General features: G+C 44.1%; 45 protein-coding genes. 30 read left to right on the top strand and 15 right to left on the bottom strand.

Translation table 11 applies throughout. The features are described 5' to 3' along the window. Positions 1-37: 37 nt before the first annotated feature. Entirely contained in the window at positions 38-1288 is a 1251-nt protein-coding gene (locus ACOBWA_RS08655) for a tyrosine-type recombinase/integrase (RefSeq protein WP_420229078.1), read from the top strand. Here the strand turns inward: ACOBWA_RS08655 and ACOBWA_RS08650 are convergent. The 14 genes from ACOBWA_RS08650 to ACOBWA_RS08585 form a co-directional block, all read right to left on the bottom strand. Further along, positions 1285-1584: a hypothetical protein gene (locus tag ACOBWA_RS08650; RefSeq protein WP_420229077.1), complete on the bottom strand. Its 300-nt coding sequence runs from the start codon at positions 1582-1584 to the stop codon at positions 1285-1287. The genes ACOBWA_RS08655 and ACOBWA_RS08650 overlap by 4 nt on opposite strands. Continuing rightward, a complete protein-coding gene (locus tag ACOBWA_RS08645; protein ID WP_420229076.1) occupies positions 1571-1825 on the bottom strand; it encodes a hypothetical protein in 255 nt (84 codons plus the stop codon). The genes ACOBWA_RS08650 and ACOBWA_RS08645 overlap by 14 nt, the downstream gene beginning before the upstream one ends. Beyond that, on the bottom strand, positions 1822-2328 hold the full coding sequence (locus tag ACOBWA_RS08640) for a DUF551 domain-containing protein (RefSeq protein ID WP_420229075.1): 507 nt from the start codon (positions 2326-2328) through the stop codon (positions 1822-1824). Before ACOBWA_RS08640 ends, ACOBWA_RS08645 begins: the two co-directional genes overlap by 4 nt. Next, the gene (locus ACOBWA_RS08635; protein WP_420229074.1) at positions 2321-2752 is read right to left on the bottom strand and encodes a hypothetical protein; all 432 of its coding nucleotides are present in this window, start codon (positions 2750-2752) and stop codon (positions 2321-2323) included. Before ACOBWA_RS08635 ends, ACOBWA_RS08640 begins: the two co-directional genes overlap by 8 nt. Next, entirely contained in the window at positions 2719-2886 is a 168-nt protein-coding gene (locus tag ACOBWA_RS08630; protein WP_420229073.1) for a hypothetical protein, read from the bottom strand. The genes ACOBWA_RS08635 and ACOBWA_RS08630 overlap by 34 nt, the downstream gene beginning before the upstream one ends. Continuing rightward, positions 2883-3440, bottom strand: coding sequence for a hypothetical protein (locus ACOBWA_RS08625; protein ID WP_420229072.1), 558 nt, complete (start codon positions 3438-3440; stop codon positions 2883-2885). The genes ACOBWA_RS08630 and ACOBWA_RS08625 overlap by 4 nt, the downstream gene beginning before the upstream one ends. Positions 3441-3449: 9 nt before the next feature. Further along, positions 3450-3860 (bottom strand): hypothetical protein, encoded by a 411-nt coding sequence (locus tag ACOBWA_RS08620; RefSeq protein ID WP_420229071.1) that lies wholly within the window; start codon positions 3858-3860, stop codon positions 3450-3452. Positions 3861-3869: 9 nt separating this feature from the next. Continuing rightward, complete coding sequence (locus ACOBWA_RS08615) at positions 3870-4385, bottom strand: hypothetical protein (RefSeq protein WP_420229070.1); 516 nt, start codon at positions 4383-4385, stop codon at positions 3870-3872. Positions 4386-4524: 139 nt separating this feature from the next. After that, positions 4525-5568 (bottom strand): RecT family recombinase, encoded by a 1044-nt coding sequence (locus ACOBWA_RS08610; RefSeq protein ID WP_420229069.1) that lies wholly within the window; start codon positions 5566-5568, stop codon positions 4525-4527. A 15-nt stretch (positions 5569-5583) separates the two neighbouring features. Continuing rightward, positions 5584-5838 (bottom strand): hypothetical protein, encoded by a 255-nt coding sequence (locus ACOBWA_RS08605; protein WP_420229068.1) that lies wholly within the window; start codon positions 5836-5838, stop codon positions 5584-5586. 85 nt (positions 5839-5923) lie between these two features. Further along, positions 5924-6937 carry a YqaJ viral recombinase family protein gene (locus ACOBWA_RS08600; protein ID WP_420229067.1) on the bottom strand — a complete coding sequence of 338 codons (1014 nt, stop codon included), beginning with the start codon at positions 6935-6937 and terminating at the stop codon, positions 5924-5926. 2 nt (positions 6938-6939) lie between these two features. Continuing rightward, entirely contained in the window at positions 6940-7092 is a 153-nt protein-coding gene (locus ACOBWA_RS08595; protein ID WP_286740050.1) for a hypothetical protein, read from the bottom strand. Between the two features lies 1 nt (position 7093). After that, entirely contained in the window at positions 7094-7480 is a 387-nt protein-coding gene (locus tag ACOBWA_RS08590; RefSeq protein ID WP_420229066.1) for a hypothetical protein, read from the bottom strand. A gap of 507 nt (positions 7481-7987) precedes the next feature. Continuing rightward, complete coding sequence (locus tag ACOBWA_RS08585) at positions 7988-8476, bottom strand: helix-turn-helix domain-containing protein (protein ID WP_420229065.1); 489 nt, start codon at positions 8474-8476, stop codon at positions 7988-7990. 106 nt (positions 8477-8582) lie between these two features. Between ACOBWA_RS08585 and ACOBWA_RS08580 the strand changes: the two genes are divergently transcribed. From ACOBWA_RS08580 to ACOBWA_RS08515, 14 genes are all read left to right on the top strand, one after another. Further along, entirely contained in the window at positions 8583-8768 is a 186-nt protein-coding gene (locus tag ACOBWA_RS08580; RefSeq protein ID WP_420229064.1) for a Cro/CI family transcriptional regulator, read from the top strand. Between the two features lie 70 nt (positions 8769-8838). Continuing rightward, positions 8839-9303: a phage regulatory CII family protein gene (locus ACOBWA_RS08575; protein WP_420229063.1), complete on the top strand. Its 465-nt coding sequence runs from the start codon at positions 8839-8841 to the stop codon at positions 9301-9303. Positions 9304-9454: 151 nt separating this feature from the next. Continuing rightward, on the top strand, positions 9455-9595 hold the full coding sequence (locus ACOBWA_RS08570) for a hypothetical protein (RefSeq protein WP_420229062.1): 141 nt from the start codon (positions 9455-9457) through the stop codon (positions 9593-9595). Then, on the top strand, positions 9585-9791 hold the full coding sequence (locus tag ACOBWA_RS08565; protein WP_420229061.1) for a hypothetical protein: 207 nt from the start codon (positions 9585-9587) through the stop codon (positions 9789-9791). Before ACOBWA_RS08570 ends, ACOBWA_RS08565 begins: the two co-directional genes overlap by 11 nt. A 10-nt stretch (positions 9792-9801) precedes the next feature. Further along, positions 9802-10680 carry a hypothetical protein gene (locus tag ACOBWA_RS08560; RefSeq protein WP_420229060.1) on the top strand — a complete coding sequence of 293 codons (879 nt, stop codon included), beginning with the start codon at positions 9802-9804 and terminating at the stop codon, positions 10678-10680. A 71-nt stretch (positions 10681-10751) separates the two neighbouring features. Beyond that, entirely contained in the window at positions 10752-11516 is a 765-nt protein-coding gene (locus ACOBWA_RS08555) for a phage antirepressor KilAC domain-containing protein (protein ID WP_420229059.1), read from the top strand. After that, positions 11516-11668 carry a DUF1376 domain-containing protein gene (locus tag ACOBWA_RS08550; protein ID WP_420229058.1) on the top strand — a complete coding sequence of 51 codons (153 nt, stop codon included), beginning with the start codon at positions 11516-11518 and terminating at the stop codon, positions 11666-11668. The genes ACOBWA_RS08555 and ACOBWA_RS08550 overlap by 1 nt, the downstream gene beginning before the upstream one ends. After that, positions 11668-12516: a hypothetical protein gene (locus ACOBWA_RS08545; RefSeq protein ID WP_420229057.1), complete on the top strand. Its 849-nt coding sequence runs from the start codon at positions 11668-11670 to the stop codon at positions 12514-12516. Before ACOBWA_RS08550 ends, ACOBWA_RS08545 begins: the two co-directional genes overlap by 1 nt. Continuing rightward, positions 12513-12722: a hypothetical protein gene (locus tag ACOBWA_RS08540; protein WP_201570796.1), complete on the top strand. Its 210-nt coding sequence runs from the start codon at positions 12513-12515 to the stop codon at positions 12720-12722. Before ACOBWA_RS08545 ends, ACOBWA_RS08540 begins: the two co-directional genes overlap by 4 nt. Then, positions 12719-12916, top strand: a complete 198-nt coding sequence (locus ACOBWA_RS08535; protein ID WP_420229056.1) for a hypothetical protein — start codon at positions 12719-12721, stop codon at positions 12914-12916. The genes ACOBWA_RS08540 and ACOBWA_RS08535 overlap by 4 nt, the downstream gene beginning before the upstream one ends. Beyond that, on the top strand, positions 12916-13260 hold the full coding sequence (locus ACOBWA_RS08530) for a DUF1064 domain-containing protein (RefSeq protein ID WP_201570798.1): 345 nt from the start codon (positions 12916-12918) through the stop codon (positions 13258-13260). The genes ACOBWA_RS08535 and ACOBWA_RS08530 overlap by 1 nt, the downstream gene beginning before the upstream one ends. Positions 13261-13285: 25 nt before the next feature. Next, positions 13286-13447, top strand: a complete 162-nt coding sequence (locus ACOBWA_RS08525; protein WP_420229055.1) for a hypothetical protein — start codon at positions 13286-13288, stop codon at positions 13445-13447. 142 nt (positions 13448-13589) lie between these two features. After that, positions 13590-14165: a hypothetical protein gene (locus tag ACOBWA_RS08520; RefSeq protein ID WP_420229054.1), complete on the top strand. Its 576-nt coding sequence runs from the start codon at positions 13590-13592 to the stop codon at positions 14163-14165. Positions 14166-14244: 79 nt separating this feature from the next. After that, a complete protein-coding gene (locus tag ACOBWA_RS08515; protein WP_201570802.1) occupies positions 14245-14439 on the top strand; it encodes a hypothetical protein in 195 nt (64 codons plus the stop codon). Between the two features lie 605 nt (positions 14440-15044). Here ACOBWA_RS08515 and ACOBWA_RS08510 read toward each other — a convergent pair. After that, positions 15045-15437 (bottom strand): DUF6173 family protein, encoded by a 393-nt coding sequence (locus ACOBWA_RS08510; RefSeq protein WP_420229053.1) that lies wholly within the window; start codon positions 15435-15437, stop codon positions 15045-15047. An 86-nt stretch (positions 15438-15523) separates the two neighbouring features. On the opposite strand from ACOBWA_RS08510, the gene ACOBWA_RS08505 reads away from it, so the two are divergent. The 15 genes from ACOBWA_RS08505 to ACOBWA_RS08435 all read left to right on the top strand — a co-directional run bounded on the left by ACOBWA_RS08505 (position 15524) and on the right by ACOBWA_RS08435 (position 25191). Next, complete coding sequence (locus ACOBWA_RS08505) at positions 15524-16087, top strand: putative metallopeptidase (RefSeq protein WP_420229052.1); 564 nt, start codon at positions 15524-15526, stop codon at positions 16085-16087. Positions 16088-16119: 32 nt separating this feature from the next. Next, positions 16120-16596, top strand: a complete 477-nt coding sequence (locus ACOBWA_RS08500; protein WP_286741613.1) for a DUF2280 domain-containing protein — start codon at positions 16120-16122, stop codon at positions 16594-16596. Continuing rightward, complete coding sequence (locus ACOBWA_RS08495; RefSeq protein WP_420229051.1) at positions 16577-17848, top strand: PBSX family phage terminase large subunit; 1272 nt, start codon at positions 16577-16579, stop codon at positions 17846-17848. The genes ACOBWA_RS08500 and ACOBWA_RS08495 overlap by 20 nt, the downstream gene beginning before the upstream one ends. Further along, complete coding sequence (locus ACOBWA_RS08490) at positions 17845-19362, top strand: phage portal protein family protein (protein ID WP_420229050.1); 1518 nt, start codon at positions 17845-17847, stop codon at positions 19360-19362. The genes ACOBWA_RS08495 and ACOBWA_RS08490 overlap by 4 nt, the downstream gene beginning before the upstream one ends. Positions 19363-19365: 3 nt before the next feature. After that, on the top strand, positions 19366-20163 hold the full coding sequence (locus ACOBWA_RS08485) for a phage minor head protein (protein WP_420229049.1): 798 nt from the start codon (positions 19366-19368) through the stop codon (positions 20161-20163). A 132-nt stretch (positions 20164-20295) separates the two neighbouring features. Beyond that, positions 20296-20550: a hypothetical protein gene (locus ACOBWA_RS08480; protein ID WP_420229048.1), complete on the top strand. Its 255-nt coding sequence runs from the start codon at positions 20296-20298 to the stop codon at positions 20548-20550. 68 nt (positions 20551-20618) lie between these two features. Then, entirely contained in the window at positions 20619-21479 is an 861-nt protein-coding gene (locus ACOBWA_RS08475) for a S49 family peptidase (RefSeq protein ID WP_420229047.1), read from the top strand. After that, a complete protein-coding gene (locus tag ACOBWA_RS08470; RefSeq protein ID WP_420229046.1) occupies positions 21440-21823 on the top strand; it encodes a hypothetical protein in 384 nt (127 codons plus the stop codon). The genes ACOBWA_RS08475 and ACOBWA_RS08470 overlap by 40 nt, the downstream gene beginning before the upstream one ends. Then, the gene (locus ACOBWA_RS08465) at positions 21823-22203 is read left to right on the top strand and encodes a hypothetical protein (protein ID WP_420229045.1); all 381 of its coding nucleotides are present in this window, start codon (positions 21823-21825) and stop codon (positions 22201-22203) included. Before ACOBWA_RS08470 ends, ACOBWA_RS08465 begins: the two co-directional genes overlap by 1 nt. Positions 22204-22215: 12 nt before the next feature. After that, positions 22216-23310, top strand: a complete 1095-nt coding sequence (locus tag ACOBWA_RS08460; protein ID WP_420229044.1) for a major capsid protein — start codon at positions 22216-22218, stop codon at positions 23308-23310. 54 nt (positions 23311-23364) lie between these two features. Beyond that, positions 23365-23646, top strand: a complete 282-nt coding sequence (locus tag ACOBWA_RS08455) for a hypothetical protein (protein ID WP_420229043.1) — start codon at positions 23365-23367, stop codon at positions 23644-23646. Positions 23647-23648: 2 nt separating this feature from the next. Continuing rightward, positions 23649-24086, top strand: a complete 438-nt coding sequence (locus ACOBWA_RS08450) for a phage protein Gp36 family protein (protein WP_420229042.1) — start codon at positions 23649-23651, stop codon at positions 24084-24086. 82 nt (positions 24087-24168) lie between these two features. Further along, a complete protein-coding gene (locus ACOBWA_RS08445; RefSeq protein ID WP_420229041.1) occupies positions 24169-24468 on the top strand; it encodes a phage virion morphogenesis protein in 300 nt (99 codons plus the stop codon). A gap of 58 nt (positions 24469-24526) precedes the next feature. Beyond that, complete coding sequence (locus ACOBWA_RS08440; RefSeq protein WP_420229040.1) at positions 24527-24949, top strand: phage tail terminator protein; 423 nt, start codon at positions 24527-24529, stop codon at positions 24947-24949. A gap of 17 nt (positions 24950-24966) precedes the next feature. Next, entirely contained in the window at positions 24967-25191 is a 225-nt protein-coding gene (locus ACOBWA_RS08435; protein ID WP_420229039.1) for a hypothetical protein, read from the top strand. Positions 25192-25217: the final 26 nt, after the last annotated feature.

Raw genomic sequence — 25217 nt, 5'->3', positions numbered from 1 at the left:
TATGTGATTACTTTTTATAAAATAGATTAGTAATCACATGGAAGCCAAGTTAACTACTGCAAAAATTGAGAAACTAGAACCGCAGGACAAACAATACTTCGTTTGGGATGTGAGGTTCACAGGTCTGGGCTTACGTATTTCGCCTGGTGGCAGTAAAGCATTTATCTATCAGGGTAGGGTTGGCGGTACCGGCACGCCTAAGCGTATCACTTTGGGTAAATTCCCAGTCATGAGTTTGCAAGACGCAATCGATAAAGCATCTGAAGTTAGCAAGCAGTTGGCATCTGGTATTGATCCAAGTCGCACCAAGGCTGACAATCTAGCCAAGAATAAGGCTTTTGCTCGTGACCAAGTACGCAAACAGCTGACGTTTGGTGACCTGTTTACGCACTACATTAATACTCATAAATCAGAATGGTCAAAGACTTATCTCAATGATCACTATCAAGCAGCACGTCCATATTTGACAGACAAGCCTTATATGGCTCAGCCAATTGGTAATATATGGGAAGTGTCACTTGCTGATCTTACGCCTGATTTTGTAGAGTCTTGGATTCGTAAAGAGAATGAGACACGTGCTACTACCATGGCCAAAAACTTTCGCATGTTCAAAGCTTGTGCTAATTGGGCAGAGGACACGGACAAGTACGCTGAACTAATACCCAATAAGACTTACAATAGCCGCAAGGTCAATAAGTCAGTACAAAGTGTGCGTGCTCATAAAGGTTCTCTGCAGAAACAACAGTTAGAAACTTGGTTTAGTGTAGTTGACCAGATTGGTAGCGTTCAACGAGCTGCTTTAATCTGCATGCTAATGAACGGATCTCGACCAGGGGAGATGCTGCAGCTTAAATGGTCTGATATAGATTTTGAATGGAATACGATTAAGATTGTCGATAAGGTTGATCAGTGGGAGCGTATCATTCCACTGACGCCTTATACCAAGCAAACTATCCAAGCTTTGCCGCGCGTGAATGATTTTGTGTTTGGGAGTAAGGTAAGGCAGGAAGGGTATATTGAAGTTACTAAGAAGTATCGCACGTTGCTTGTAGAGAGTGGCTTGCCGAACTTGCCGCCTAAAGCTATGCGTAAGTCATTCAGAACGTTGTCTGAGTGGGTAGATGTACCGCGTGGGATTGTCAATCAGGTTATGGGTCATCGTCCAAGTGCTATCGATGAAAAGCACTATGTTGACCGCCCGATTGATTTATTGAGAATGTGGCATGGTAGGATTGAGCAATTCATACTAAAAGAGGCCGGTATAAATACCGACCATCTTTATGATTAAAGGTCTAACAAGTTTCGTATGTCACGCATACGCCAGTAAGGTGTGCCATTGATGCGCTTTGGTTGTATAGGCCCATTGCTTTGACTGGACCAGTTACGCAATGTGGCTGCGCTATAACCAAGCATACTAGCAGCATAGATATGATTCACATGTGGTGCACCTGCGTAGATGGCGGTGTGAAGCAGCTTTTCACCGTCATACTGCAGCTCTTTAAATGCAAAGTTAACGAGCTCACGTCCACGTTTACCAGAATTCTTTAGCGCTTCAAGGTCAATATCAGTTTCAATCGTTGCCATTGGTAGTCACCTCTTTATTGATAGCAATCATAATATCACCATGCTTTGGCTTGCTTGGCTCAGGTAGTTTTTGACCGCTTACATACTTATCTAGCGCATCTATTGCTGACTGCACAGCATCAACAAACAATTTGTTTTGACCGCCGCTAATCTCAGGCATATCTCGCAAAAATACTCTATATCGAGTACCGCTTACCTTGCTAGTTATCTCTTTAAACTGCGCCGGGTAAAGTTTGCTCACCTCGTCACCTCGCTAAATTCAGGGATTGGCATCCAATGTGTGACCATGTGAGCGTCACACCAACTATCATTAACAATCGACCACATCCAATCGCCAGTAATTCCCCAGTCTTTATTGTGCTCAGTGCTTGGCGCCCTAGCTGCAACAAGGTAGCAATCAGCCTTAATAAGCACCCTTTTGTGCATTTCGGGCAATCTATCATCAACATCAATCCAAGTGGGCGAGGGCTTAACATACGGCTGCATCTTGCTAGCATAATGCGTATGCTCAGCCCAATGTTTGCCATACTCGATGCTGTCAACCTCTTTAGGTTGACGACCACCATAATTAACAATGAAAGGCAATTCTTTTGAATTAGGGTTGTCTTTAATGTTGTATCTGAAAATAAGGTTGTCACCCGCTATCCATAACGCACCTTTATCAAGTTCACATATAGATGGGTCGTTTCTTACTTTTTCGCTTATCTCAGTCCAAACCAACGGCTTTAACGGTAAATTACTCACAATCGCTCTCCTTATCCAACTCATCAAAGACGTAGAAGTGCTCTGACTCCGTGTTGAGGTTGTAGCAGTCCTCTTGGCATGTTACGCAATATTCACATTCGCAAGTGCTTCTATCTTCAGTCCAAAATGCCGAGTTAACCGATGTTTGGTTGAAGCCAAAAGCAACGTATTTGTCTTTATGCTTCTCAAGAATTTCTGCTTGCTCAGGTAAGCTACAGTAAGTTTCAAATTCAAAATTTTTGTCAAATGCGCGGTACGCATCTATCAGCTCGGCAAGCTCACTATTACGAACAACATTTTTATCAAAAGTGGACAAAAGCACTATTTTTTCTGCTCTTGTTATTTCGTCAGTGTAAGGAAGCGCCCATAAATCATCTAAGCCCTCGCCAGTTACAGTTCTTGAGTAACTTTTGCCATTAGCCATTGGCTGTAATGGCTCAAGGTGTTTTTTTCAAAATGCTCCCAAACCACGAAAGCACCTCTAAAAGCATTTTGTGTTTCGCCAATAAATTCAGCATTACCGTCGGCTTTGAAGCCGTATATTTCAGTTGTACTCACGACCATTCTCCTTTATGCAAATTTTGTATAGTGCTACCGCACGTTTCACACACGGTTGGTAATCCCAAATCAATTTCTAGCAGCTCATCTGCTATGTTCTCGCGCTCGATTAGCGAGTTTTGCCAGTTGGTTGTGTCGTAGCCTTTAAGCATTGGCATTGTTGAGCCAGCAGTTGAGTACCAAATCCCCAGCTCTAAATTGTATTTAGGCTTGTCGCTAAAAAATATAGACCGGCCATTAGCATTGATTGCTGCGTAATGAAAATGACTTGTCACATACTTATGGTCAAACACTGACTGGTCGAGCTGCTTTAGTTTTGGCTTAACTAGCCCAAGACGTACAGCGTGTCTCGCTAGTGACTCTTCCACAGCTACCGCATTCTGCTCACACTTGGCATCATACTCGGGGTCAGGTAGCGCATGATTTAGCTCAGTGGTCAGCTCATCAAGACAGGTTAGTGCTTTATCCATTTTTTTGATTTTCTGACGCATATCGTAGTTTTGAACTTCTAGCTTTCTAACTTTATTGGCCAGTCTTTTTTTGCTTATTTTCATATCCATTCCTCACGCATAAATGCGTATGTAAGAGTTATCAAAATCAACATCGTCGTGGCCATTTGCCATTTCATCAGCCATTTCTGCAGCTAGGTCAACGATGTTTTCTTTTGCTATTTCAGTTTCTGTGGCCCATTCCAATTCAGCAGGTTTAATGCTTTTATCAAATTTAAAGAGCTTGACGCCTACCAAGTAGCGGCGAGGGTTCTTGAAAATCTGATAGCTGTTCTTTAGCCAGTCATCACCGCGGATCACGTTTTTGCGTATCGTTTCGTCATCTGTCTCACGCTTAAATGTGAGCTGCATGTAGCCAGTGAACGACTTGACGAACTCGCCATCATCACGCTTCTGCTGGACGGCTTGGTTGCGCTTACGCTGTGCTAGCTTCTTGCGCTTATCGCGGTTTTTAGGTTTTGGCATGGTGGGTCCTTAATGATCATTAATATTTTGAGCACTACATTGGTAGTTATCAGCGATACATAGTGATTTGCCGTATCTAGCGATGACACCATCAATTGCTGATACCCAATAACCTGCTTTGTCTAACACTGGTCTACGTTCGAAGTATGCAACCGCACCACTCTTATCGATTGCCCGCCACGCCATGTCTAAATATTCCCAGCGCACTTCTTTGATAGATTTTGGTACTTGGGCGCCACCTCTTGACTTTGGAGGCTCTACAAACATATCTGGCTGAACACTGCCAAACCGCGCATCAAAGTATTGAATCAAGTCTTCAGGATCAGCGTTTAAGTCGATTGGTTCAGATAGGCAATGCTTTACGCCATTAAGAGTTAGCAGGCTGTCTTTGATAGCAAAGCGCTGTGCGTGCTTACGCTTAACACCACCTGACTTGGTCACATCATCGAATACAGCATACATACGGACTGCATCAACACCATTTACTGACTCTCGTGCTACCAAGCTGTTATTTAGTCTTAACATGAGTTAATCCTTAGAATAGGGGTTTAGGTTAGTAAGCATCGTCGCCTTGGAGCACCTGAACTCAGACATGCCCTTTTTGAGCCGTCACCTCACCAACTAGCTAATACCTACCGACCTAAACAATTGACGTTATTTACCTTTAACCTTTAGCAGTAATATCTTCAGCAACAACGTCTAATGTGTCGTTTAGCATCTTGATGTCACCTTCATCGAAATCTTGCTTTTTGTCAGCAATCAAGCCGCGCATACGCTCAATATCATCTGATGACTTGCAGGCTTTCACATGCTTCATGATGTTGTCGTATTCATCAGCCAAGATGATTGATTGCTTCTGATCAGCAAGTGCCTGGCGTAAGGCATCAACGTCTTCATCTTTAATATTGATAGCTTCATTCTCGACCATGGTTTTAATTTCTTTACCAATAGGTCCGATTTGTTTTACATCGGTGATTTGCTCAATCGTGCCTAGCAATTCGCTTGTGTCGTAATACTCAATCACTGGTGCTTCAGCAGTTGCTTGCTTTGGTTTAACGCGATTTAGCAGGGCAGAGGCACCAGCATTTTTAACGCTTGGCGTGACATTGCGAGGTACTTCATTGTTTCGGTCAGCCAGTTCATCAGGTGTATAAACACCTAATATCACATCAGGGCAATGTAGGCGGCTAAAACGCTTGGCTGCTAAGTAAGCAAGCTGTTGGCGCGGGTCGGCAGCCCATAGCGGTGAGTTTCGGACAGTACCAACTTGCGCCATAGATAATGACAATTCAGTAGGGTGGTCATCGCCTTTAAATGTGGCTCGGCAAATAACACCCACGTCAGTTGACTTGTCATCTTTAGCCTTAACCTTTGACCAATCACCAAAGTATTCAAACTTGATGCGGTCAATGATAGGAGCTCGGTTATTGATTACAGCGATGACAAGCTGCGCCTCGTAACCCAATGTGCCATTAACTAAGTGCGTCTTTTGAGCTACTGCATATGGGTCCATACCCCAACGTAATGACTGGCCAACGATAGCAAAGCAGTCGCCTGTATTGCCTTGTAGGTGCTTTGGTACAGTGCAAGCACCGCTAGCCATCATTTGCGCTAAGCGATGACATTTATTAAACAGAGCGTCATCAAGCGTGATTTGCTGTGGTGAGTACTGCTGATCTTCCATTACTGCGATTTCTTGATGTTCCATGAGGGTATTCCTTGTTTAAAATTTAATGGTTCGGCTATTGGCTTCAATTAGGTTTTGCATCACCTTATCTGCCAATGGTGCGATTTCTTTTTCGATGTTCTGAATAGCGGTGTCGTAAATGCGGTCGATGATCCATTCAGATTGTGAGTCAATAGCATCTTTTAGGCGCTCGTTGCTCCTTAGTGCAGTTATACGTCTATCGTGGACAAACTGTATATCAAGCATTGCTTTGTGCTCGGTGCCATCAAGTCGCTTAACCACATTCCGCATATCTCTGATCAGTATTTCTTTTGCTGCATTAGCCCAGCCAGTTTGATTACATCAGGATCATTAACCTGTCCTATGTTTATACTCATCACTTAACCCTCATCACGCGGCTTTCGCTTTGCTTGATGTACTGCTCAGCAAGCTCTGGCATGTCCTTTTTAAATTGACTACTGTTAAAGCGGTTGCTAACTTGCGTCTTATAAGTAGCGACCACTTCACCATCGATTGCCAACGTCTCATTGTCTTGGATCTGACAAATCAGGTCAGTCTGGGCGAGCTCAAGCGCCGCTTTGACCTCTTTTTCTTGCGCCTTCAGTGATTCGTAATGCTCAAACACTTTGGCAGCTTCGCTATCCAATGCGACATCAAGTGTCGTATCAGGATTGTGCCGTGGGTACTTATCCTTCGCGTTCTGCAGCGTAGTAGCATCAGGCTCAACACCCGCTAAAACGTTGTCATTCCAGAAGCTATCAGCTGCTTCAAACAAGTAGTCGATGAACTCTTGATGACGTTCAATCTTGTACTGTCGATACTTGTTACCACCGATTAGCACAGCCATATGACAGACCTCAACACCAGTCACGCCCATATACCACTGAGCTTGGCACTGATACTGGTCAGGCACTTCATCGCTATCCTCATTGCCCCAGTTTTTACCAACGTACTCAGATGCAGTCTTAATTTCGACAATCTCATTGGTGGTAAGCCTACCGTCTTTAAAACGGACATTGCCCCAGCCTTTGACGTGATTGTTAACTACAGCGCGATCAATGTTAGCGATGGCCCAACGATGTTCCGGGTGACGCATTAAGAAGTTAACGTTCTGAATCTTCAGGCCACTGCGTTTGCTAAATTCACGCGCTACCGTGTCTTCAAGCACAGTGCCCCAATACGCAAACTCGTTCATATCTTCGTCAGATAAAGGCTGCGTCTTAGACTGGTAAATATCGTAAGCAGTAGCGTAGGGCGACACACCGATGATTGCTGCTATGTCACTACCACCGATGCCAGACTGACGTAGTGCGAGCCAATCTTGACGACTTAGGTTGCTGGTCTTGATAGCGTTTTGATCTTGCTGTTCAAATTTGATTGCGGTTCCCATGGTTATTCTCTCCCGTATGCTTTTGCGATAAATTCGTTGGCGTGTTTTGCCACTTGCGCTTGTTCTGACTGCTCGTAGCTATCGTCAGCGATTGCATAAGATGCGACCAACGCACCCCATGCGAACCAAAGTGCCGTGAATAAGGTCCATTTCATATCAAACACCTCCCCACATTGCAGCTTCGTTTCGCATGTCGCTTGCCCAGTCGTTGCTAAGCCATGCTTGATGCCTTGCTTTGTCAATAATTCCATCAAGGCAGGGGTTGCGTTCTTGCACTGGCTGACTTTGTGTGCGTTGCCAGTAAGATTCGTTAACTAGCTCAATAAAGGCGCTCATAATCAAATCATTGTGATGTGGCGCGTGTTGATACTTAAATTGGTTGCCAGCGTCGTCCAATGCCAAAACTGGTAGTGCGTCTCGCAGTTTTTCCGATAGGGTGGCTTTGACTTCAAAGTGAACCTGATTGCCGTCTAGCTCCACAATCAGATAACCGTTTTTTCTACCTAAATCGAAATATTGCTTTTTACCATCAATATCTGCCATAATATTTTCACTCCTTGTTGAGTAAGCCCCTTTTGATGTTCAGTCGAGAAGGGGCTTTTTTATGCCTAGGATTTGATACTGCTGCATCGTCTACGTTTTTCGTTGCGATGTGTGTAATAGTAACTTAACTTACCTTTTCAGTCAACAAAGAAAGTAAGTTTTCTTACCTAATTTTTGAAAGGCAATAAAAAACCCCATCAAAGACGGGGCTTGTAGAGCTAATTTATTTTTAACTAATCGTATATTTCTATTGGTTCACGATAGACGCACCAACCAAGCGGTAGAGTATCTACAAGCTTGGCGTGCTTAATGAAGTGGCATATATAATAATACTCATAAGGCTTCATGATTGCCTCAACACTTGATTGCGCTCTATAGCTACACCGCAAATAGTAAATGGAGTAAAACGACTATCTATTACAGGGTAATCCTTATTTGAAGGTATTAACTGCGAGTACTCTTTACCTGTATCTTCATCAAACCCACGAGGTCGCCACTTCTTAAAAGTTACCTTTTTTCACCCTTTTTGAGAGCGATCACATAATCAGCAGGATTGGGTTGTAAGTCAGAGTCAATCAAAACCAATTCACCTGAATAAAAATCAGGCTCCATGCTATTGCCTTGCAGCCTTATCCAATAAACATTGTCACCGTAACCATCGCCGTATATAGGCAAAAACTCATCAGCTATCGCGTCGTCATGATACTCGCAAAACTCACCTGCTTGTACGTAGTTTAATAGCGGTACGTATCGCACAGTTTTCTTAGGCATGGCTTCAAAGTTATCACCGTCACTGTTGATGCCATCAGTTAAATATTCAACACTGCAGTTAAAATAGTCAGATATCGACTGTAAATACTCCAACTTAGGTGCGTTTTCATCATCTTCCCAGTTTTTCACAGATGTTTTTGACACACCTATTTTTGCGCCCAGCGCCTCACGAGAAAGCTTCTTATTCTTTCGCAAGCCAAGTAATCTCTGACCCAAAGTATTCATAATCACTCCTTTTACATAGGTAACTTATCTTACCACTTGATAAGGTAAGTTTTCTGTGCTTTAATAGGTAACTTAACTTACTTTATAAACAAAAAAGGTAACTGCCATGACTAAGAAAGAGGCACTAAAAGTAGCAGGTGGCTCAGTCAATGAGCTAGCTCGAATGCTTGGTATTACTCACAACGCTGTATCTCAATGGGACGATAAGAAAATCCCAGAGCTGCGTAAATATCAAATCAAAGACCTTATCGATGAGATCAATGCTCAGGGACAAGAAGCCGAACCAGCCTAACACCTTGTAATTAACTTTACAGAAAGAAAGGCTTACACAAAACGTTTTTATAGATAGATAGGACACGCAAATGCAAGTAATAGACGCAGCACACAAGACAGTACATAACGAAAAGCATGGCGGTTCAGTCGCTATCGCGGCACGTATGGGTATGTCTAGCACTGTGCTAAACAGCAAAGTAAACCCTAATTGCAATACTCATCACTTACGTATTGATGAAGCATTAACGATCATGGAATTTACTAATGACCACAGCATCATCCAAGCTATGGCTCATCGTCTTGGTGGCGTGTTTTGTGAAGTGAATGGTGAAGCGACAAAAGATGAGCTGATCATGACCGCGTTGTCAGCATCAGCCTGTCAGGGTGACGTTATGGCTGAAATGCACAAGGCGTTAGAAGATGGTCGCATAAGCTGCAGCGAGTTAGACGTGCTATCGAACAAGATACAGACCGCTATGTCAGCACTGCAGTCTCTTAATAATCATGTTAAGCGCAAACACGCGAAAGATAATCCACATTTACAAGGAAAGTAAATCATGACCTGCGACGACTGCCCAAACGCCCTTAATGGCAAATGCTGCCACCAATCAATTAGACCGATTCCAGCTTTGATATTTACCGATGCAACAATCTCAACACTCAAGGCGAATTGGAACAAACATTATCAACAGTTAGGAGTATGGCATGTGCTTGAACAACGCAATCTTGTTTGATGAAGCCGCCAATGACGAAGCAGACCGCCACGCCAATATGATGCAAACGCAGCGCGATGGTTGGGATGGAAACGACCGAAAAATTAAGAAGGAGTTAGCAAGTGAGAAATGATCGCACAGCGCACTTATCGCTAGTACATGACACAGAGAAAAACCATGTGCCACAGCATGAAGTAGCAGCAGCCAATAGAGCAGCAATACAGCGCAGACATGAAAACAATATGCGCTTTTGGAAAAGCATTAGAAGCCTTGTGTTTGTTATCTCATGTGCAGCACTGGTCATCTACACATTAATTCATTTCGCATAAGGAATAAGTCATGTTAGCTGAACAAAATTTTTCAAATATTAGTCGCCGCCAAAAACCTATTGATCCTGAGTGGGCAGCAACCGTTGCTAAGTACCTAGAAGAAGTGGGTGCCACCGATCTTGATGACCCAAATGCGCCTAGACGCAAAACGCCTCGTACTGATGCTCAGTTACGAGAGCTTGACGGTTTCGAACGCGCTAAAGCTCGCAACAAGGCAAGAATTGAGCACCAAGCAGCATTGGTCAGACTAGAGGAAGGGACTGCTGTACTACGTCAGAAGAAGGACCGCACCACACTGGCAAAAAAACCTAAGAAACAAAAGAAAGTCGCAAAGACGGTTAAGTCGACCAGAGTTGCAAAGATAGGCACCGCTAAGAATTCAGCCTTATCTAAAATCTACCAAGCAGCCAAATATCGTCGTGAGGCATTAGCTGCCGATTTGTCTAATGGCAAGCTAGTAAAAATGATTCCGCAGTGTAGAGAAAATAACGAGTACAAAGATTACCAGTCACAGCATAACGATTTATCGATCATCAAAAAGATGCCTGGCATGAATATCGTCCGCTTAAACCACATCAGCACAGGTGAATCCTACTTCACGCTAGACAGTTTTAAGCGTCATAAAAAAGTTGAGGTAACAGGTAACTTGATTGGGCCAGACCGTGAACCATTAATCAATGCGCTAAGTAGCGGCAAGCTTTTTGAAGCATCAAACGTGAGTAAAGGCAAAAAAGCAGGATCAGCAAGTGTCGCTCAATTAGTACGTCGTCACGGTATGGATGTTTACGCTGTGGTCAAAGGTCGTGACTTGATTGGCTGGATAACACTAGGTGACGTCGAAGTAGCACTGACTGAAGCAGAAAAGCGTGCAGAAATGACCGCGCAATAAAAAACGCCCTTCAGATGCAACTGAATGGGCGCTTACTTACTTAAAACACTAACTTAGAACTGGAGAATACCATGCAATTACCAACTATTCAAGAAAACAACGATTTGCAGCAAGCGGTCGATGCTAAAGAGCTTTATCAATCTTTAGGTCTTAATACCGCTCACTGGGCTAAATGGCACGCTAGAAACATAGATGAAAATCCATTTGCAACGAGAGGCCTTGATTATCAGACGTTCACCCAATGGGTGAGGGGTAATGAAACCCGAAACTATCTACTGTCAATCGAGTTTGCCAAAAAACTAGCCATGCAAGTGCGTACCGAAATGGGCGAACGGATCAGAAACTACTTTTTAGACTGTGAGCGCAAAGCTAGTCAGCCAGTCGTAGCACTGCCTGATTTTACTAATCCAGCGATAGCTGCTAGAGCGTGGGCGGATGAATACCAAGAAAAACAGATAGCGCAAGAGCAGTTAGCGATTGCAGCACCAAAAGCAGCGGCATTAGACACACTCAGCCATGCTAAAGGTTCGCTTGGTGTACGTGAGACAGCAAAAGCTGTTGGCATACCTGAGCGCGAATTTGTAAGGCGCTGTCTGGATAAAAGCAAGCCTTTATCATCACGATTCTTGTACCGAGACGACAAGGGTAGGCTAAACGCACACGCCCACCGTATCAAGCAAGGTTTTATGACTCAGAAGGTGGCCAGTTATGAAGGTAAGGATGGTTATGACGTTGCGACTATCCAAGTCAAGTTTACCGCAGCTGGTGTGGCCCATATCGCAAAATTAATGCAAAACAAGCCGGTTAATCATTTAAGAGTTTTGGAGGCAGTGTAATGCACTACTACAGCTTTAACATCAAAGACTATCGTAAAGACACTCAACACTTAAAACCGATGGAGCATTACATCTACCGCATGCTAATAGACCTCTATTACATGGATGAAAAACCAATACCGAAAAAACCCAATGGGTTATGCGTCGCTTAATGTTGGATAACCCCGAATACGAAATCATGCTTAAAAACGTCTTAGATGACTTCTTTTATGAGTGTGATGACGGTTTTAGGCATAAACGCATAGATTGTGAGATCACTAAATACCATGGCAATGCTCAGAAAAACCGTGAAAACGGTAAAAAAGGGGGCAGACCTCGCAAGAATAACCCAGAAAAAACCCAGTCGGTTTCTGATGGGTTGCCAAATGAAAGCCAAAATAACCCTAACCATAAACCATTAACCATAAACCAAGAACCAAAGAATAGTAATAATAATAGCGCGAGTGATTTTTCGGTGATTGATTCGATTGCAGATTGGATTCATCCAGAGCTTACTGAAATTAATGCAATGCTCATGCTAGGAGCTCCACCAGTACCAGCCATCAGTCAAGCAGACTACGATCACCAGTTGGTTAAATTCAAAAACTACTACGCTGAGAAAGAGATTGAAGGCTCGTACATCAGAACCGAAGGCAGACGCAAAGACATGCTCACAGAATGGATCAAACGTGATTACATCCGTCAGCAGAAAATCAAATCTCAGTCACAGCCAGCTAGATTCAACATCGACAATGAAGATTGGAGCGGTACGACTGCTAGCAAATCAGAAGGCCATGACAGTGATCTGCCAGCCGTTTACCACCCTAGTCACAGCAAACCAGCAACTCAAGCCAAACGTGATGCCAAAGTGTCGGTCGTAGTGAATGGTCTTTGGAAAGAGCCATTGCCCGGTATGAGTGTGCAGCAGACATACGATCATATCAGCCAGCAGCATATGCCAGGCGAAATGCAAGATGAAACTTACGACAGGTTGTTAAATCAAATGCAGGAGGCGGTATGAGCATCAATAATCTAGTCATAGTGCTGATGGTTACCTACTTCCTTTGCGCTTACTTCGTCGCTTATAAATTTACGAGACTGGTCTGTGTGGCTGAGAACGTAAGTTACGGATTCAAAATCAAGTGGTATCACAAGGCAGCAAGCACCTATGTTTTGGCGTTACCGGTATTTCTAATCTTAGTTTATCTCATTGGCGAGTGGCTATGAAAACCACAGAAGGGTACAGCGTCGCAGGTCTGCAAACTGCCTATCACCCCAAAGAGAATGTGTTTCGAGGTTGGTCAGGAAGGTTAAGAGTGGTTGATGGGGATCCGTACCACGACGAATATTTGAAATGGAATAGCGATGGTTCGGCGTTTAAACATGAATATGGTGATATTAATCTAGAGGATGGTAAGTGATGAGAAAAAGCATACAAGCATTAGGGCGAATGAAGTCAGGACAAATGAATGGTACTGAGAAGGCCTACGCACAGCATTTGGAGCTGCTAAAACGAGCAGGTGAGATCGCTTATTACTCTTTTGACAACATCAACCTACGGCTAGCAGACAACACGTTTTATAAGCCAGACTTCTTGGTCATGCGCTCAGATGGCCAATTGGAAATACACGAAGTGAAAGGGCAGTGGACTGATGACGCTTTAGTGAAAATCAAAGTCGCTGCTGACAAGTTCCCGTTCAAGTTCATTGCAATCATGAAGCAGACCAAAAGGAACGGCGGTGGTTGGGATATTCGAGATTTCTAACGTATAGAAAATTATAGGTGCAGCCATGATTAGCAAAGACCAAATCTATATCAACAATGAGACAGGGCAGCGCGTCTTAGTGCTACGAGTTGATGATCACTACGTGCATTACCAGCAAGATGGTTTTATCAAGCCGTTATTCAAATACGAGTTTTTAGAACAGTTTACATTGGAGCAAGGGTTATGAGTGATAAGCATGAGACAGACTTGGATAGATTTGAGTGCATACACTGCGGGCACATATACCACAGACACGGACTTAGGGAAACTTTTTGCGAAAACTGCTACAGAATTTTAGAGATTAAAAAAGTTGAAAGTGAGGCAAACCAATGAATAAAATATTGAGTCAACGATTTGCCACCAGTCCACGCTTAGAATTGCAGCATGGCGATTGGTTAAAACAGGGCATGGGTGCTAAGACAGTTAAATTTGATATTGGTCAGGGTGGTTTACCGCCTGAGGTGAATTGGGAGGATAAGGCGGCCGCTATTGGTTTGATCAAGAGCAAAACAGGCAAAGCCCTAGCTTCTCTCTTAGTATGGGGTGACAACGAGCTGTATGACTGGTCAGAGTCGTTTGATGACGTGGTTAACCACTTAGCAGCTAACATGATTAAATACTGCTTAGAGGACGATAGAGGCGCACCTAAGTCTAAATACACGCTTAATGAGCTGGCGTACAAGATGGCTCGTATGACGTTGCACTTTGAACTATACAACCTGTGGCCACTGTATTCAGTCGAGGGCCGCTTACTCTTTAGTGGTATCAATATGTCGGCGAGCTCATACAGTCAGATATGGTCCAAGTATCAAGAGAAGATGCTGCATGATCTTGATTACCTGATAGGGTTTATTAATCAAGACGTAGATAATTATCGGCATAACTTGACCCTTGCTAACAGTTGATGCTATATTTCGTAGTATGGCGAATGCCAACCAAATTTAGGGTGTTTCGATGATAAAGCGTATAGTTGAGCGATATTGTTTGAAACAACTTGGATTAATCACTCGATTGCAAGAAGAAAGCAACGAGAAGATGTCCGCAGATCCTACCTATGTCGAAAGCTACGGTTACCACAAGCAAAAACGCTCACTGGTAATAGCAGCGACAAAATATAATACAGCTATCGATTTATTCTTGAAAGATTCAGAGTTTAAGAAAATAGAAATAGAGTTGTAGCAATAGGCCTTATCTAACTGATAAGGCTTTTTTGTGCCCATGATTTGCCCGATGCCGGAATACCGATATCGGGCTTTTTTACGTCTACGATTTAGCAGGGATGCTAACCATGTGTGATCTAACTAACCAACAGGCTTATGATTATTATCATGAGGTAACCGAGTCGTGCGCCAAGGATTATTGGCTGCAGTTCCTGAAGGACCGAGCTAATAGAGGCGTAGAAGGCGCCCAAGGTTTTGTAGATAAGATTGAGTTTTGTAATTAACCCTTTTGCCTCCCTGATTGGACGAGGCATTTTTTACATCTGCGGTGAGCCTTTAACGAGGAAGCAAGCACCCAAGCCAGAGCGGGCAGATTAATTATGACTGTCAGTGAGACACACTGTCGCCAATTGCAGAGGTTTGTATGTAGTGAAGCACAGGCTTTGACATGCGCCTAAATTCAAGCAACCACGTTAACTCAAGCTTGGAAATATGGAGCGGCTTATTCCCGTCCCAAGCTTATATAAACCCGTCTAGATGGCGGGTTTACTTTTGAATTTTATGCACGCTAATCGCAAAAGTGCTAAGCACATTTATCACGCTCGACCAGAGCTCATAGTAGGTCTATCGGTCATGTGTGAACCCAATAGGAGTACGCGCTTCATCTGGGTCATGCTTTGGCACTGCCTGTAATAAAAAGTTTAGTTGGTTGCAGTGCTGAATTAGACGTGTTGAACCACCAGTTTCCGTTGTTCCATGAAAGATGATTAGGTTTGGTCTGTTGAACTCAATAGCGCTGACATAGAAAGTTACTGAGCTGCCAAATGATGCCGCTAGAATCATAACCTCTTGCCCATCTTTAAGGTTAGATTCAAAATCTTTTACATGGCGAATAATAGAGTCTTCAATCTGAATTACGGGATTTCTATCGCGTTCAGCTACTTGGTTTTGTTCATGTATACGTTCCATCATCTGTTTATGATGATCAAAGCCTGATGAGAAGGAATAACTAGACATTTTGTCTCTCTTATTAGCTATAAGTTGAAACCGTATCTTATAACAATTCTATCTACTATAACGGGTTTAATAGTTGCGAGATGAAAATGTCGACAAGACCAATGCCACCAACCAGTGATTTACGGCCATTAATGGCAGCCCCTGAAATATATGAATGGCTACACAATACGATACTTAATCCTGATCATGAGTGGTTTAACGAAGACCACAGACATCTAATGGAATACTCAGTAACCGAAATAGCGTTTATGTGGGCCCAAGGCGAATACATCAAAGCGGGTAAGCAGATATTAGGTCAGTGCGAGAAAGTGATGATGATGGCTGGTGGTTGGAAAAAGACACGTCAGGAAATGTGGTTTGAAGACACGTTGGGTGATGTGCCTGAGTATCTGGTAACGCTTGATGCCAATTATTGCCGTGACTGTACAGATGCTGAGTTTGCCGCACTGGTTGAGCATGAGATTTATCACATGAGACATAAACCAGATATGTTTGGTGACCCATCATTCAAAGCAGACGGTAGGCCACAGCTCGAATTGATAGCTCATGACGTTGAGGAATTCTTTGGAGTTGTCAGACGATATGGCGGTGATGAAGCAGTTATACGCATGGCTAAACTGCAAGATTGTGAGCCGCAAATAAAATACTAATTACCTTTACTTAGCGATACGAGAGAGCATTTATGGCGACCCTTAACAATAAGGTTAAGGCCTTTATTGTACAAGGGCTTGCTACCTATATGACCCCATCCGAAGTAGTGGAAGCTGTCAATCAAGAATTTGACGGGCTGAAAGTTACAAGACAGCAGGTATCGAACTACGACCCTGGCAAAGCAGCTGCAGTTAATTTGTCTCAGAAATGGAAGGACCTATTTAAGCAATTCCGCGATGACTTTAATAACGACATCCAAGCAATACCGATTGCTAATAAAGCGTATCGATTGAATATGCTGGACCGTATGGCGCGTGATGCTGAGAAGTCAAAGAATAGACCATTGGCGGCAAGCTTACTCGAGCAAGCAGCTAAGGACGTGGGCGAGGTGTTTACTAACAAGCAGAAAGTTGATAACACGTCTAGCGACGGCTCAATGGCGACCAAACCAACAGTCATTCGCTTAGTGGCTCCAAAGGTAGATGAAAATGGACGAGCTATTAAGTGAAGATGATGAAGTTTATGCCGATGTAGTCATACCAGATAAGCTTATACCAGTATTCAGCACTAAGTCTCGCTACAAAGGCGCTTACGGTGGCCGTGGTAGTGCTAAGACACGTACATTCGCATTGATGACAGCCGTAGAGGGTTATCGACTAGCTGAAGCAGGCGCTAGCGGCATAATCCTATGCGGCCGTGAGTATATGAACTCACTAGAAGAGTCGTCGCTAGAGGAAATCAAACAGGCGATACGCTCAGTTGGTTGGCTCAATGATTACTATGAGATTGGTGAGAAATACGTTCGAACTAAGAATAAACGTGTTTCTTACGCCTTTACTGGCCTGCGTCATAACCTAGACAGCATCAAAGGTAAGTCACGCATACTACTCGCTTGGGTAGATGAAGCTGAGAACGTCAGTGAAGCTGCATGGCGCAAGTTGCTACCAACTGTACGTGAAGATGATTCTGAGGTTTGGATAACTTGGAACCCTGAGCACAAAGGTAGTGCAACAGACAAACGATTCCGGCAGAAGCATAACGAATTTATTGTTGAGATGAATTACAACGATAACCCGTTCTTTCCGGATGTGCTTGAGCAAGAACGACTTAATGATCAAGAAAACCTGGATGATGCAACTTACTGCTGGATTTGGGAAGGTGCTTATCATGAGGCTTCAGATGCTCAGATATTTAATGGCAAATTTGTCGTTAAAGAGTTTGAAAAACACCCAACATGGAATGGGCCATATAACGGCTTGGACTTTGGTTTTGCTACCGACCCAACGGGCGCGACAAACTCATGGGAGCATGATGGCACGCTCTATATTGAATATGAAGCATGCAAAGTCGGTCTTGAGATTGACGACACGCCGGATTATTTGAAAGACAATATACCAGGTATTGAAAACTACGAGTTGATAGCAGATAACGCTCGACCTGAATCAATCAGCTACCTGAAGCGTAACGGCATACCGAAAATAAAAGCGTGCGTTAAAGGTAAGGGTAGTGTTGAGGATGGTATTGCTCATCTAAAAGGCTATAAGCAGATTGTCATTCACCCAAGGTGCACAGCAACCGCCAAAGAGTTCAGATTGTACAGCTACAAGACGGACCGATTAAGCGGTGAGATATTGCCTGAAATTATCGATAAGCATAACCATTTGATTGACTCACTAAGATATGCACATGAGCGCACTATGAAGCGTGGTGCTAATACTAAACGACATAGAGCCACTGCCGGCAAACGGACGTATAGATGAATGATATAACTGAAAAGCCGCGTTACCGTGTCACAGCAGGTAAGGCGCTAAGCCAAGAGCAAGCAACTGACCTACGAGGTAAGACCTTTTACCGCTACCTGATTCGTACTGACACTGACGAAATACTTAAAAAGGCCGGTATCAGTCGTCATGCGCTAAAGACATTACTCACTGACCCAGACATTGACCAAGCGATTGATAGACGTGAAGAAGAGTTAGGCAGTGCTGAGTACACGATTACGCCAAGTGAGGGCGCTGTTTCTGATTTTGTATATGAGCAGTTAGACCTGCATCTTGAGACGATATTACAAGGCTCATCGCTTAGTAAGTGGTACGGCTATGATGTGATTGAAATGCTATGGGGTAAAGATAGTAATGGGCGTAATGCGGTCACCTCGATGATGTCAAAACCTATTCAATGGTTTGAGCCGTTATCAGGTGGCGCACTACAATGGTTCCCGAACGATGGTAGTCAGCCGATCATGATTAGTGATCAGGCTGACTTTTACTATCGCTATCTATACCAGCAGCATAAACCAACCTATCTAAACCCCAAAGGCAAGTCTATACTAAGCCGTGTCTACTGGTTGCATTACTTCAAAACCAATGGCTGGCGTTTTTGGTCTAAGTTCTTGGAGCGTTTCGGTTCACCCTTGCTTATTGGTAAGACTGATGCAACCAGTGAGGAAGATGCGCAGAAATTTGCAGATGCGGTGCTTGCTGCACACAACTCAGGTGTCGTCACTATCGGCGTTGATGAGGACGTGACGGCGGTAACTGGTGGCAGTAACGGTGAAGCGTTTGTTAGCTATGATTCAGTGGTTAAACAAAGCATCACTACTTACTTGCTAGGTCAGACGCTTACAAGTGGTACGGATAAAGGCGGTACCTACGGTCAAGGTGTAGTACACCAAGAGCAGCAAGAGATTATCTTTAGTAGCGACCGTAAGCATGCGCTTAAAGCCGTTCAAAGATTCATTGATGTAATCTGTACGGCTAATGGCTTCATCACGCCAGAGTTTAAATGGGTGGCTAAGAAGTTCATTAACCAAGACCAGTTAGATGCTGACAAGAAAGCACATGATATGGGTGTTCGTTTTACCAAGTCTTATTTTGTTGATGAGCATGGGTACAACGAGCAGCATATTGCTCACATGGATTATGGTGATGGCGCTGTCAAGTTGCCAACGTCAACACAAGCAAATCGTTATGCATCAATGGCTAGCAAAACATGGCTGCCATTTAAAGCCGCTGACGGTGACAGTGAATTTACTGATGAACAGCAAGAGCTTGAACAAGTCGCAGATGACGCGCTTGAATTGAGCATACAGCCGTTTGAAACTAATGCAGTGCTATCGGCTATAAGTAACGCTACAGACGCTGACAGCTTACGTGAGTCGCTATTTAACCTATGCGGTGAAGGGTTAGCAGACAGCGAGTTTACTCAGTTAGTTAATACAGCTTTAGCGGTCGCTGATTTACATGGTTTTGCTGATGAATCGAGTGAGGTTTAAACCATGACAGTAACAGCAGCATTTGACGTAAAGTTCATCGAAGCCATTGCTTACGCTTTAAACCGTAACGTGGTCTTACCTGATGAATACTATGACCGCATGACGCCTATTCAGCGTCAGCAAGCGGTATCTATCGCAGGATTGGGGCAGACTGAGCAGATTAAGCATGTGATGGGTCTGGTCAATGATCAACTCGATAGTGGCGGTACGTTTGCAGACTTTCAAAAGGCGGTCAAAGACGGTGACATTGATATTAATCTGCCAAAGCATCGGCTAGATAATATCTTTAGAACCAATATACAAGGCGCTTACGGTCGTGGTCGGTGGTATCAACAGCAGCAGAACAAAGATGAACGCCCGTATTTGATGCGCGACGGTATCAATGACAGCAGACAACGACCTGCCCATAAGATACTTGACGGTATCATCAGACCGATTGATGACCCGTTTTGGCAGACGCACACAGCTCCAGACGCTTTTCGTTGTCGCTGCATTATGCGCTCATTAACCAAAGAGCAGGCTCAAGCTAAAGGCGTGACGATTGCTGATGACCTGCCCGATATTCAGCCGCAAGATGGTTTCAGCGGCGGTACACCAGCGCAATATACTGACCGCATGAACAAGCTAGTCAACGACAAGATAGCTGAACTTGCTATCACGTACTACAAGCAGTCAGATGCGATACTGGCAGCAAGACAGCGTATTGAGGCGGCTATTACAGTGATGTTGGCGCAACCAGTGCCGGAGCTTGCTTTGATGATTGATGAAGCCAAAAAACTGATTGAGGAAGAGAGCGCATGAATAAATCACGAATACTCAGAGCTGTTTTATTGATAGCTGATATAGCATTGACTATCTACACAAAGAGACGTAAAAAAGACAATACAGATTAGTCATAGGGTATGATAACTCTATCGAAACAAGGATTTAGCTATGTCGCGTAAAGTGCCTACCGATAATGACATATCGGACAGAGATATTAAGACGATTGCCTTAGACTACGGATTTAAATTAAAAGAGCAACCTGATGGTACGATGGATTTAAACCCTTACGTCTACCTATTCGCTAGAGCTATGGTTAAAGAGTTTGAGCAAGTCGAAAGACTTAAGCGTTCGGAGTTAATCAAACAAAACGACATATTAACGCAACAAGTCATAGCGCTTAAGCAAGGCTTTAATATTAAGTAGCTCAATAGAAAACAAACGAATTACACCAAGCCTTTACAGAAATGTAAGGGCTTTTTAATGGGTGAAATATGAACTTACAAGCAAAGATTAAGCGCGATATTGACAGTCATGCGCTCATGAGTTGTGAAAACTTAGATCGTCAAATGGCAGCCATAGATTTTAAGTCTTTAGCGCGATATAGCGACGATGACAGTGAAGCGGCTTACACAGTCGAAAACGGCGTAGCGACTATTGATGTGCGCGGATTGTTAGTGCCTGAAACGTCTAGCGACTATCGCTCATGGGGCGTGACAGGTTATGCAAATTTAGCGGATTACATCCAGCAAGCCAATGATGATTACACAGTGACTAGCATTGTCTTGGATATCGATAGTGGCGGCGGTTATGTTGCCGGGCTTGACGGTATCACTGAGACTATCTACCAGTCTGCAAAGCCAATTGAAACGTTTGTTAGCGGTGATATGTATTCAGCCGCTTACTGGTTAGGTGCTAGCACAAGCAAGATTACAGCGTCTAAGCAATCGGGCATTGGCAGTATCGGTGTTTATGTGGTCCACACCGAAGAGAGTGGATGGCTTGAGCGCTATGGCGAAAAGGTTTCATTGTTCCGATCAGGCAAGTGGAAGGCAGCGTTCAACTCATTCATGCCACTGACAGACGATGAAAAGCAGCGCCTACAAGAAGGCGTCGATGAATCAGCCAGTGTCTTTTTTAATCATGTAGCAGCACAGCGTAATGTTGATGCTAAAACAGTCAAAGGCTGGGAAGGTGATGTGTTCACCGCCGTTAAAGCCAAAGAATTAGGTCTAATTGATGCAATTGCCGATAGCGTAGCAGTGTCAAGCGGCACCAATCAGAGCAATACAAATCCAAAAACCGAGGGGAATCAATGGATTTACAAGAGGCGCAAGCCAAAATTAAAGAGCTAGAGGCATCCGAGGCCAAAGCTGTACAAGAAGCTGCTGACGCAAAAGCTGCTGCACTTGTAGCGCAAAATAAATTAGCGGAGTCGCAAGCATCAACACGCCAAGCCGCTATCGATAAGCTAGCCGCTGACACTGGTCGTGAGTTTACAGACGAGCAAGTAACTGCATTTAAAGCAATGGACGACGCACAGTTTGCTGTAGCTGAGTTTATGGCTAAACCTGTTGAAGCAAAAGCGCCTGAGCTACCAGATGGTTTGGATAAAGCGCAAGCAACCAATGGCCGTGAAGGTGGCGAAAGTAAAATTCTAGCAGCTGTTGAAGCAGCTAAAGCACAAGGAGCTAAATAATGGTTGATTTCAACTATACAACTGAGCAGCCGTTAACGGTCGATGTCGCACCTATCACTGATAGCGTAGTGCCTACCACTGCTACAGCGTACAAACGTGGCGACTTGCTAGTAATTGCTGCTGGTACCAACGTAGCGACTCACAGCAATGCCGAGTCAGGTGCACAAGCTGATTGGCATGTTATCTGTCTTGCTGACGTAACTGCTGAGCAGGCAACAGCTAAAGCAGCTGCAGGTATTGAAATGCCTGTATATGTTGCGGGTAAGTTTGATGTGGATCAGGTCAAGCTGAACGGCACAGCACTCGATGCGACTCAGAAACTAGCGGCGCGTGCATACGCTAATCGCTCAACTAAAATCACGCTTAGCGTAGTTAAATAAGGATAAATATTTATGGCTACTTTTAATATTGAAGGCGCTGAAATTGAAACAGCATCTTTTGAAGAACTTGCCGCGGTTTATGATTTAAGCAAGCCGGTCGATACTTTTTTACGTGACCGCTACTTTAGCGATGAAACGTACTTGAACAACGAAGACAAAGTACCTGTAGGCGAAATTAAGTCTTACATCCCACTAGCACCTGCTGTACTACCTACAGCACAAGGCCGAGTTATTGAAGAGAAGGTTGAGCTGAATGTTAAGCATATTCCAGCGCCTTACTTCAAACCGTCTGTAGTGGTTGAGCCGTCAAGCAAGGTTGACGCTAAGATGAAAAAGCTATTGCAATCTATGAAGGTAATTGCAACCAATGGCATTGGTGTAGCACCTACCATGCAAGATGAGTGGGAAATGGCAGCAGCAACATCTTACTGGGCTATTCGTCAATCTCTAGCAGCTCGTATCGCTATTATGTGTCGTGATGCTTTGCTGTATGGCAAGGTTGTTGTAGAAGGTGATGACAATGCAGGTGTGACGGTTGATTATGAGCGTCATAGTGATTTGACGTTTAGTCCGCTTATTGCATGGGACCAAACAGGTGCTACACCGTATGAAGATATTCGCGGCATGGTTAAAGACCTGGTTAAGCACGGTAAGCGTCGCCCAGTTGATGCATTGATGTCCAGCCGTGTTTTCGATGCGATGGCTGACAACGAAGAATTCAACGACAAGTTCACAGCATCAAAAGACAGTACAGCTACTCGTGTGTTTGATGGTGCCTTTGGCGGTGAAACTGAAGCGACCTTACGCGGTACTTTAGATGGTATTGAGTTTTGGACGTATGACGTTGAGTTTGAAAAAGCAGATGGCACAAGCGAGCTAATGATTCCAGAAGATGGTTTTTGGTTAATCTCTGAGCGTGCTAACAAACTGTACTTCTGCATGATTAAGCATCGTAAGAACCCTGCTAAATTAGCAATGGAATTGATGCCGTACCATGTATTTAGTGATGATCCGTCAGTTGATAAATTCATCGCTGATTCTAGCCCATTGCCTGTACCAATCAATAAAAATGGTGCGTGTGGCGGTACTGGTTTTATCACTCTTTAATACCAACTAACTTTAATAACCCTGTCTAATCGCAGGGTTTTTTTGGAGCAAATTATGTCTAAGTATATTGCAAAACAATCGGTAGGCCGTTCTAAGACTGGTGAAGTGGTTGAAGGCTTGACCGAAAAGCGTGCCAAATTCTTACTTGAACAAGGCGCCATCGTAGAAGCTGAAGCCGTTGAAGGCGAAGATGTTGATACTGGCGAAGGTGGTGAAGTGGTCGAGCTCGATACACTCACCAATAAAGAGCTAAAAGCCTTACTTGATGAAGAAGAAATCGACTACAACGACTCAGATACCAAAGCTGAGCTAATCGCACGCTTTCCAAAGGACTGATTATGTACGCGACTCGTGATGATTTGATTAGTCACTTTAGTGAGTTAGAAATTGGTCAGCTTGAGTCGTTGCATGAGGACCCTTTGGCTGCAACCGCTAAAGCATTAAAAAGCGCAAGCGGCAAGATGGACAGTTTCTTGTCTACTCGATATAACACGCCCATCGCCAAAACGGATAACTTGGAGCTAGTTTGCTGCAATATCGCAAGATACTTATTGTATAAGAACGACGCAACAGGGGAACCAGAAGACCGCTACAAAGAAGAGATTGCTTGGCTAAAGGATGTTAGTGCTGGTCGCGCCAACGTCACTTTTGCTGAGCCATTGAGCGCCACTGAGCAGCAAAGCACTTACGTCAAGCCTGCTGTACCAATTGGCAGTAGTTACCCTGGTCAAATATTCGGCGATGACGTGTTTGCAAAGATGCCAGGCATTAAGTGAGGTGAGTCATGTTTGATGCAGAGCTATCAGGCGGTGACGAGATAATCAGACGGCTGGGCGATTTGTATTTTGACAGTAAAAAATGCAGAAGTTTAGCCGTATGGCTGGCGCTGAAATGGTTTATCAGACTGAGGAGCGTTTTGCTGGTCAGCATGATTTACAGCGTCAACCGTGGCTGCCATCTCAACGTGCAATCAGAGAGCGTGGCGAAACCTTACGTGATACTGGGCGCTTAATGGCTTCATTAACTTGGGTAGCGCTACCTGATGGCGTGAAGTGGGGCACAAACGTAGTGTACGCACGCATGATGCACTATGGCGGTAAAAGGCGCTATTCCCTCACTTGTGGGGCGATATACCTGCTAGACCGTTTTTGGGCATGAATGAGAACGACCGCGCATCAGTGCTGAACATTATCAATCGAATTATGGACGTGGACTTATGAGTAATTATTTTGCAGTAGGTCTTGGCCTAATCGAGCACTTAGAGGCTAAGGCTGACGAGTGGGGTGTTAAGCACATCGGCACGGTTGCAGATATCAGCAAGATTAATAAGCAGATCACACCTGCACTCTATGTCGTCAATACAAGCAATAATCCAAACGCTGTTGGTTCACTAGACAGTGTGGACGTGCAGCAGTGGACGGTTGTTATCGTAGTCAGCAACCAAGCGTCACAGACAGACACAGCGGCTCTTATGCGTGATGCAGGAGAGCTTATCGGCAAAGTGATTAACCATGTGCAGGGTTATCAGTTAGATGACTGGCACGGCGCTTTGCAGCGTACTAGCACATCAGGCAGACCGGACTATTTCAGCACGTTTGCGCTTTACCCTTTCACTTTTAGTACACAATTCAAGCCTTAATTGAGGGGAATTAACTCATGGCAGATAATTTAAACCAGTCCCACGCCTTTATTGGTAAGGGTAAAATCTATATGACACCAGTCAAAGGTGGTGTTAAGCAGTCAGCGTTTTGGGTGGGCGTAGCTTCAGCACTTGCGTTTAGTCACTCAGTCGAAGACAAGCAAGAGCTGTTTGAGCATCATTCAGGCAACTCGCAGCTTTGGGACGTGAGCGAGGGTAAGAAAAAACCTCTATCTCATTAACCATTCAAGAGCGTCGTGACGATGCA

Source organism: Psychrobacter sp. ER1, from assembly GCF_048631835.1.
Lineage (GTDB): Bacteria > Pseudomonadota > Gammaproteobacteria > Pseudomonadales > Moraxellaceae > Psychrobacter.
Note: the sequence above shows the minus strand (reverse complement) of the source record. Positions and strands in the feature narration are given on the sequence as shown.

Excerpts from the sequence above, each read along its gene's own strand:
- ACOBWA_RS08655 (WP_420229078.1), top strand. The coding sequence starts at position 38 with ATGGAAGCCAAGTTAACTACTGCAAAAATTGAGAAACTAGAACCGCAG.
- ACOBWA_RS08650 (WP_420229077.1), bottom strand. The coding sequence starts at position 1,584 with ATGGCAACGATTGAAACTGATATTGACCTTGAAGCGCTAAAGAATTCT.
- ACOBWA_RS08635 (WP_420229074.1), bottom strand. The coding sequence starts at position 2,752 with ATGGCTAATGGCAAAAGTTACTCAAGAACTGTAACTGGCGAGGGCTTA.
- ACOBWA_RS08625 (WP_420229072.1), bottom strand. The coding sequence starts at position 3,440 with ATGAAAATAAGCAAAAAAAGACTGGCCAATAAAGTTAGAAAGCTAGAA.
- ACOBWA_RS08620 (WP_420229071.1), bottom strand. The coding sequence starts at position 3,860 with ATGCCAAAACCTAAAAACCGCGATAAGCGCAAGAAGCTAGCACAGCGT.
- ACOBWA_RS08615 (WP_420229070.1), bottom strand. The coding sequence starts at position 4,385 with ATGTTAAGACTAAATAACAGCTTGGTAGCACGAGAGTCAGTAAATGGT.
- ACOBWA_RS08610 (WP_420229069.1), bottom strand. The coding sequence starts at position 5,568 with ATGGAACATCAAGAAATCGCAGTAATGGAAGATCAGCAGTACTCACCA.
- ACOBWA_RS08605 (WP_420229068.1), bottom strand. The coding sequence starts at position 5,838 with ATGCGGAATGTGGTTAAGCGACTTGATGGCACCGAGCACAAAGCAATG.
- ACOBWA_RS08600 (WP_420229067.1), bottom strand. The coding sequence starts at position 6,937 with ATGGGAACCGCAATCAAATTTGAACAGCAAGATCAAAACGCTATCAAG.
- ACOBWA_RS08595 (WP_286740050.1), bottom strand. The coding sequence starts at position 7,092 with ATGAAATGGACCTTATTCACGGCACTTTGGTTCGCATGGGGTGCGTTG.
- ACOBWA_RS08590 (WP_420229066.1), bottom strand. The coding sequence starts at position 7,480 with ATGGCAGATATTGATGGTAAAAAGCAATATTTCGATTTAGGTAGAAAA.
- ACOBWA_RS08585 (WP_420229065.1), bottom strand. The coding sequence starts at position 8,476 with ATGAATACTTTGGGTCAGAGATTACTTGGCTTGCGAAAGAATAAGAAG.
- ACOBWA_RS08580 (WP_420229064.1), top strand. The coding sequence starts at position 8,583 with ATGACTAAGAAAGAGGCACTAAAAGTAGCAGGTGGCTCAGTCAATGAG.
- ACOBWA_RS08575 (WP_420229063.1), top strand. The coding sequence starts at position 8,839 with ATGCAAGTAATAGACGCAGCACACAAGACAGTACATAACGAAAAGCAT.
- ACOBWA_RS08570 (WP_420229062.1), top strand. The coding sequence starts at position 9,455 with ATGTGCTTGAACAACGCAATCTTGTTTGATGAAGCCGCCAATGACGAA.
- ACOBWA_RS08560 (WP_420229060.1), top strand. The coding sequence starts at position 9,802 with ATGTTAGCTGAACAAAATTTTTCAAATATTAGTCGCCGCCAAAAACCT.
- ACOBWA_RS08555 (WP_420229059.1), top strand. The coding sequence starts at position 10,752 with ATGCAATTACCAACTATTCAAGAAAACAACGATTTGCAGCAAGCGGTC.
- ACOBWA_RS08550 (WP_420229058.1), top strand. The coding sequence starts at position 11,516 with ATGCACTACTACAGCTTTAACATCAAAGACTATCGTAAAGACACTCAA.
- ACOBWA_RS08545 (WP_420229057.1), top strand. The coding sequence starts at position 11,668 with ATGTTGGATAACCCCGAATACGAAATCATGCTTAAAAACGTCTTAGAT.
- ACOBWA_RS08540 (WP_201570796.1), top strand. The coding sequence starts at position 12,513 with ATGAGCATCAATAATCTAGTCATAGTGCTGATGGTTACCTACTTCCTT.
- ACOBWA_RS08535 (WP_420229056.1), top strand. The coding sequence starts at position 12,719 with ATGAAAACCACAGAAGGGTACAGCGTCGCAGGTCTGCAAACTGCCTAT.
- ACOBWA_RS08530 (WP_201570798.1), top strand. The coding sequence starts at position 12,916 with ATGAGAAAAAGCATACAAGCATTAGGGCGAATGAAGTCAGGACAAATG.
- ACOBWA_RS08525 (WP_420229055.1), top strand. The coding sequence starts at position 13,286 with ATGATTAGCAAAGACCAAATCTATATCAACAATGAGACAGGGCAGCGC.
- ACOBWA_RS08520 (WP_420229054.1), top strand. The coding sequence starts at position 13,590 with ATGAATAAAATATTGAGTCAACGATTTGCCACCAGTCCACGCTTAGAA.
- ACOBWA_RS08510 (WP_420229053.1), bottom strand. The coding sequence starts at position 15,437 with ATGTCTAGTTATTCCTTCTCATCAGGCTTTGATCATCATAAACAGATG.
- ACOBWA_RS08505 (WP_420229052.1), top strand. The coding sequence starts at position 15,524 with ATGTCGACAAGACCAATGCCACCAACCAGTGATTTACGGCCATTAATG.
- ACOBWA_RS08500 (WP_286741613.1), top strand. The coding sequence starts at position 16,120 with ATGGCGACCCTTAACAATAAGGTTAAGGCCTTTATTGTACAAGGGCTT.
- ACOBWA_RS08495 (WP_420229051.1), top strand. The coding sequence starts at position 16,577 with ATGGACGAGCTATTAAGTGAAGATGATGAAGTTTATGCCGATGTAGTC.
- ACOBWA_RS08490 (WP_420229050.1), top strand. The coding sequence starts at position 17,845 with ATGAATGATATAACTGAAAAGCCGCGTTACCGTGTCACAGCAGGTAAG.
- ACOBWA_RS08485 (WP_420229049.1), top strand. The coding sequence starts at position 19,366 with ATGACAGTAACAGCAGCATTTGACGTAAAGTTCATCGAAGCCATTGCT.
- ACOBWA_RS08480 (WP_420229048.1), top strand. The coding sequence starts at position 20,296 with ATGTCGCGTAAAGTGCCTACCGATAATGACATATCGGACAGAGATATT.
- ACOBWA_RS08475 (WP_420229047.1), top strand. The coding sequence starts at position 20,619 with ATGAACTTACAAGCAAAGATTAAGCGCGATATTGACAGTCATGCGCTC.
- ACOBWA_RS08470 (WP_420229046.1), top strand. The coding sequence starts at position 21,440 with ATGGATTTACAAGAGGCGCAAGCCAAAATTAAAGAGCTAGAGGCATCC.
- ACOBWA_RS08465 (WP_420229045.1), top strand. The coding sequence starts at position 21,823 with ATGGTTGATTTCAACTATACAACTGAGCAGCCGTTAACGGTCGATGTC.
- ACOBWA_RS08460 (WP_420229044.1), top strand. The coding sequence starts at position 22,216 with ATGGCTACTTTTAATATTGAAGGCGCTGAAATTGAAACAGCATCTTTT.
- ACOBWA_RS08455 (WP_420229043.1), top strand. The coding sequence starts at position 23,365 with ATGTCTAAGTATATTGCAAAACAATCGGTAGGCCGTTCTAAGACTGGT.
- ACOBWA_RS08450 (WP_420229042.1), top strand. The coding sequence starts at position 23,649 with ATGTACGCGACTCGTGATGATTTGATTAGTCACTTTAGTGAGTTAGAA.
- ACOBWA_RS08445 (WP_420229041.1), top strand. The coding sequence starts at position 24,169 with ATGCAGAAGTTTAGCCGTATGGCTGGCGCTGAAATGGTTTATCAGACT.
- ACOBWA_RS08440 (WP_420229040.1), top strand. The coding sequence starts at position 24,527 with ATGAGTAATTATTTTGCAGTAGGTCTTGGCCTAATCGAGCACTTAGAG.
- ACOBWA_RS08435 (WP_420229039.1), top strand. The coding sequence starts at position 24,967 with ATGGCAGATAATTTAAACCAGTCCCACGCCTTTATTGGTAAGGGTAAA.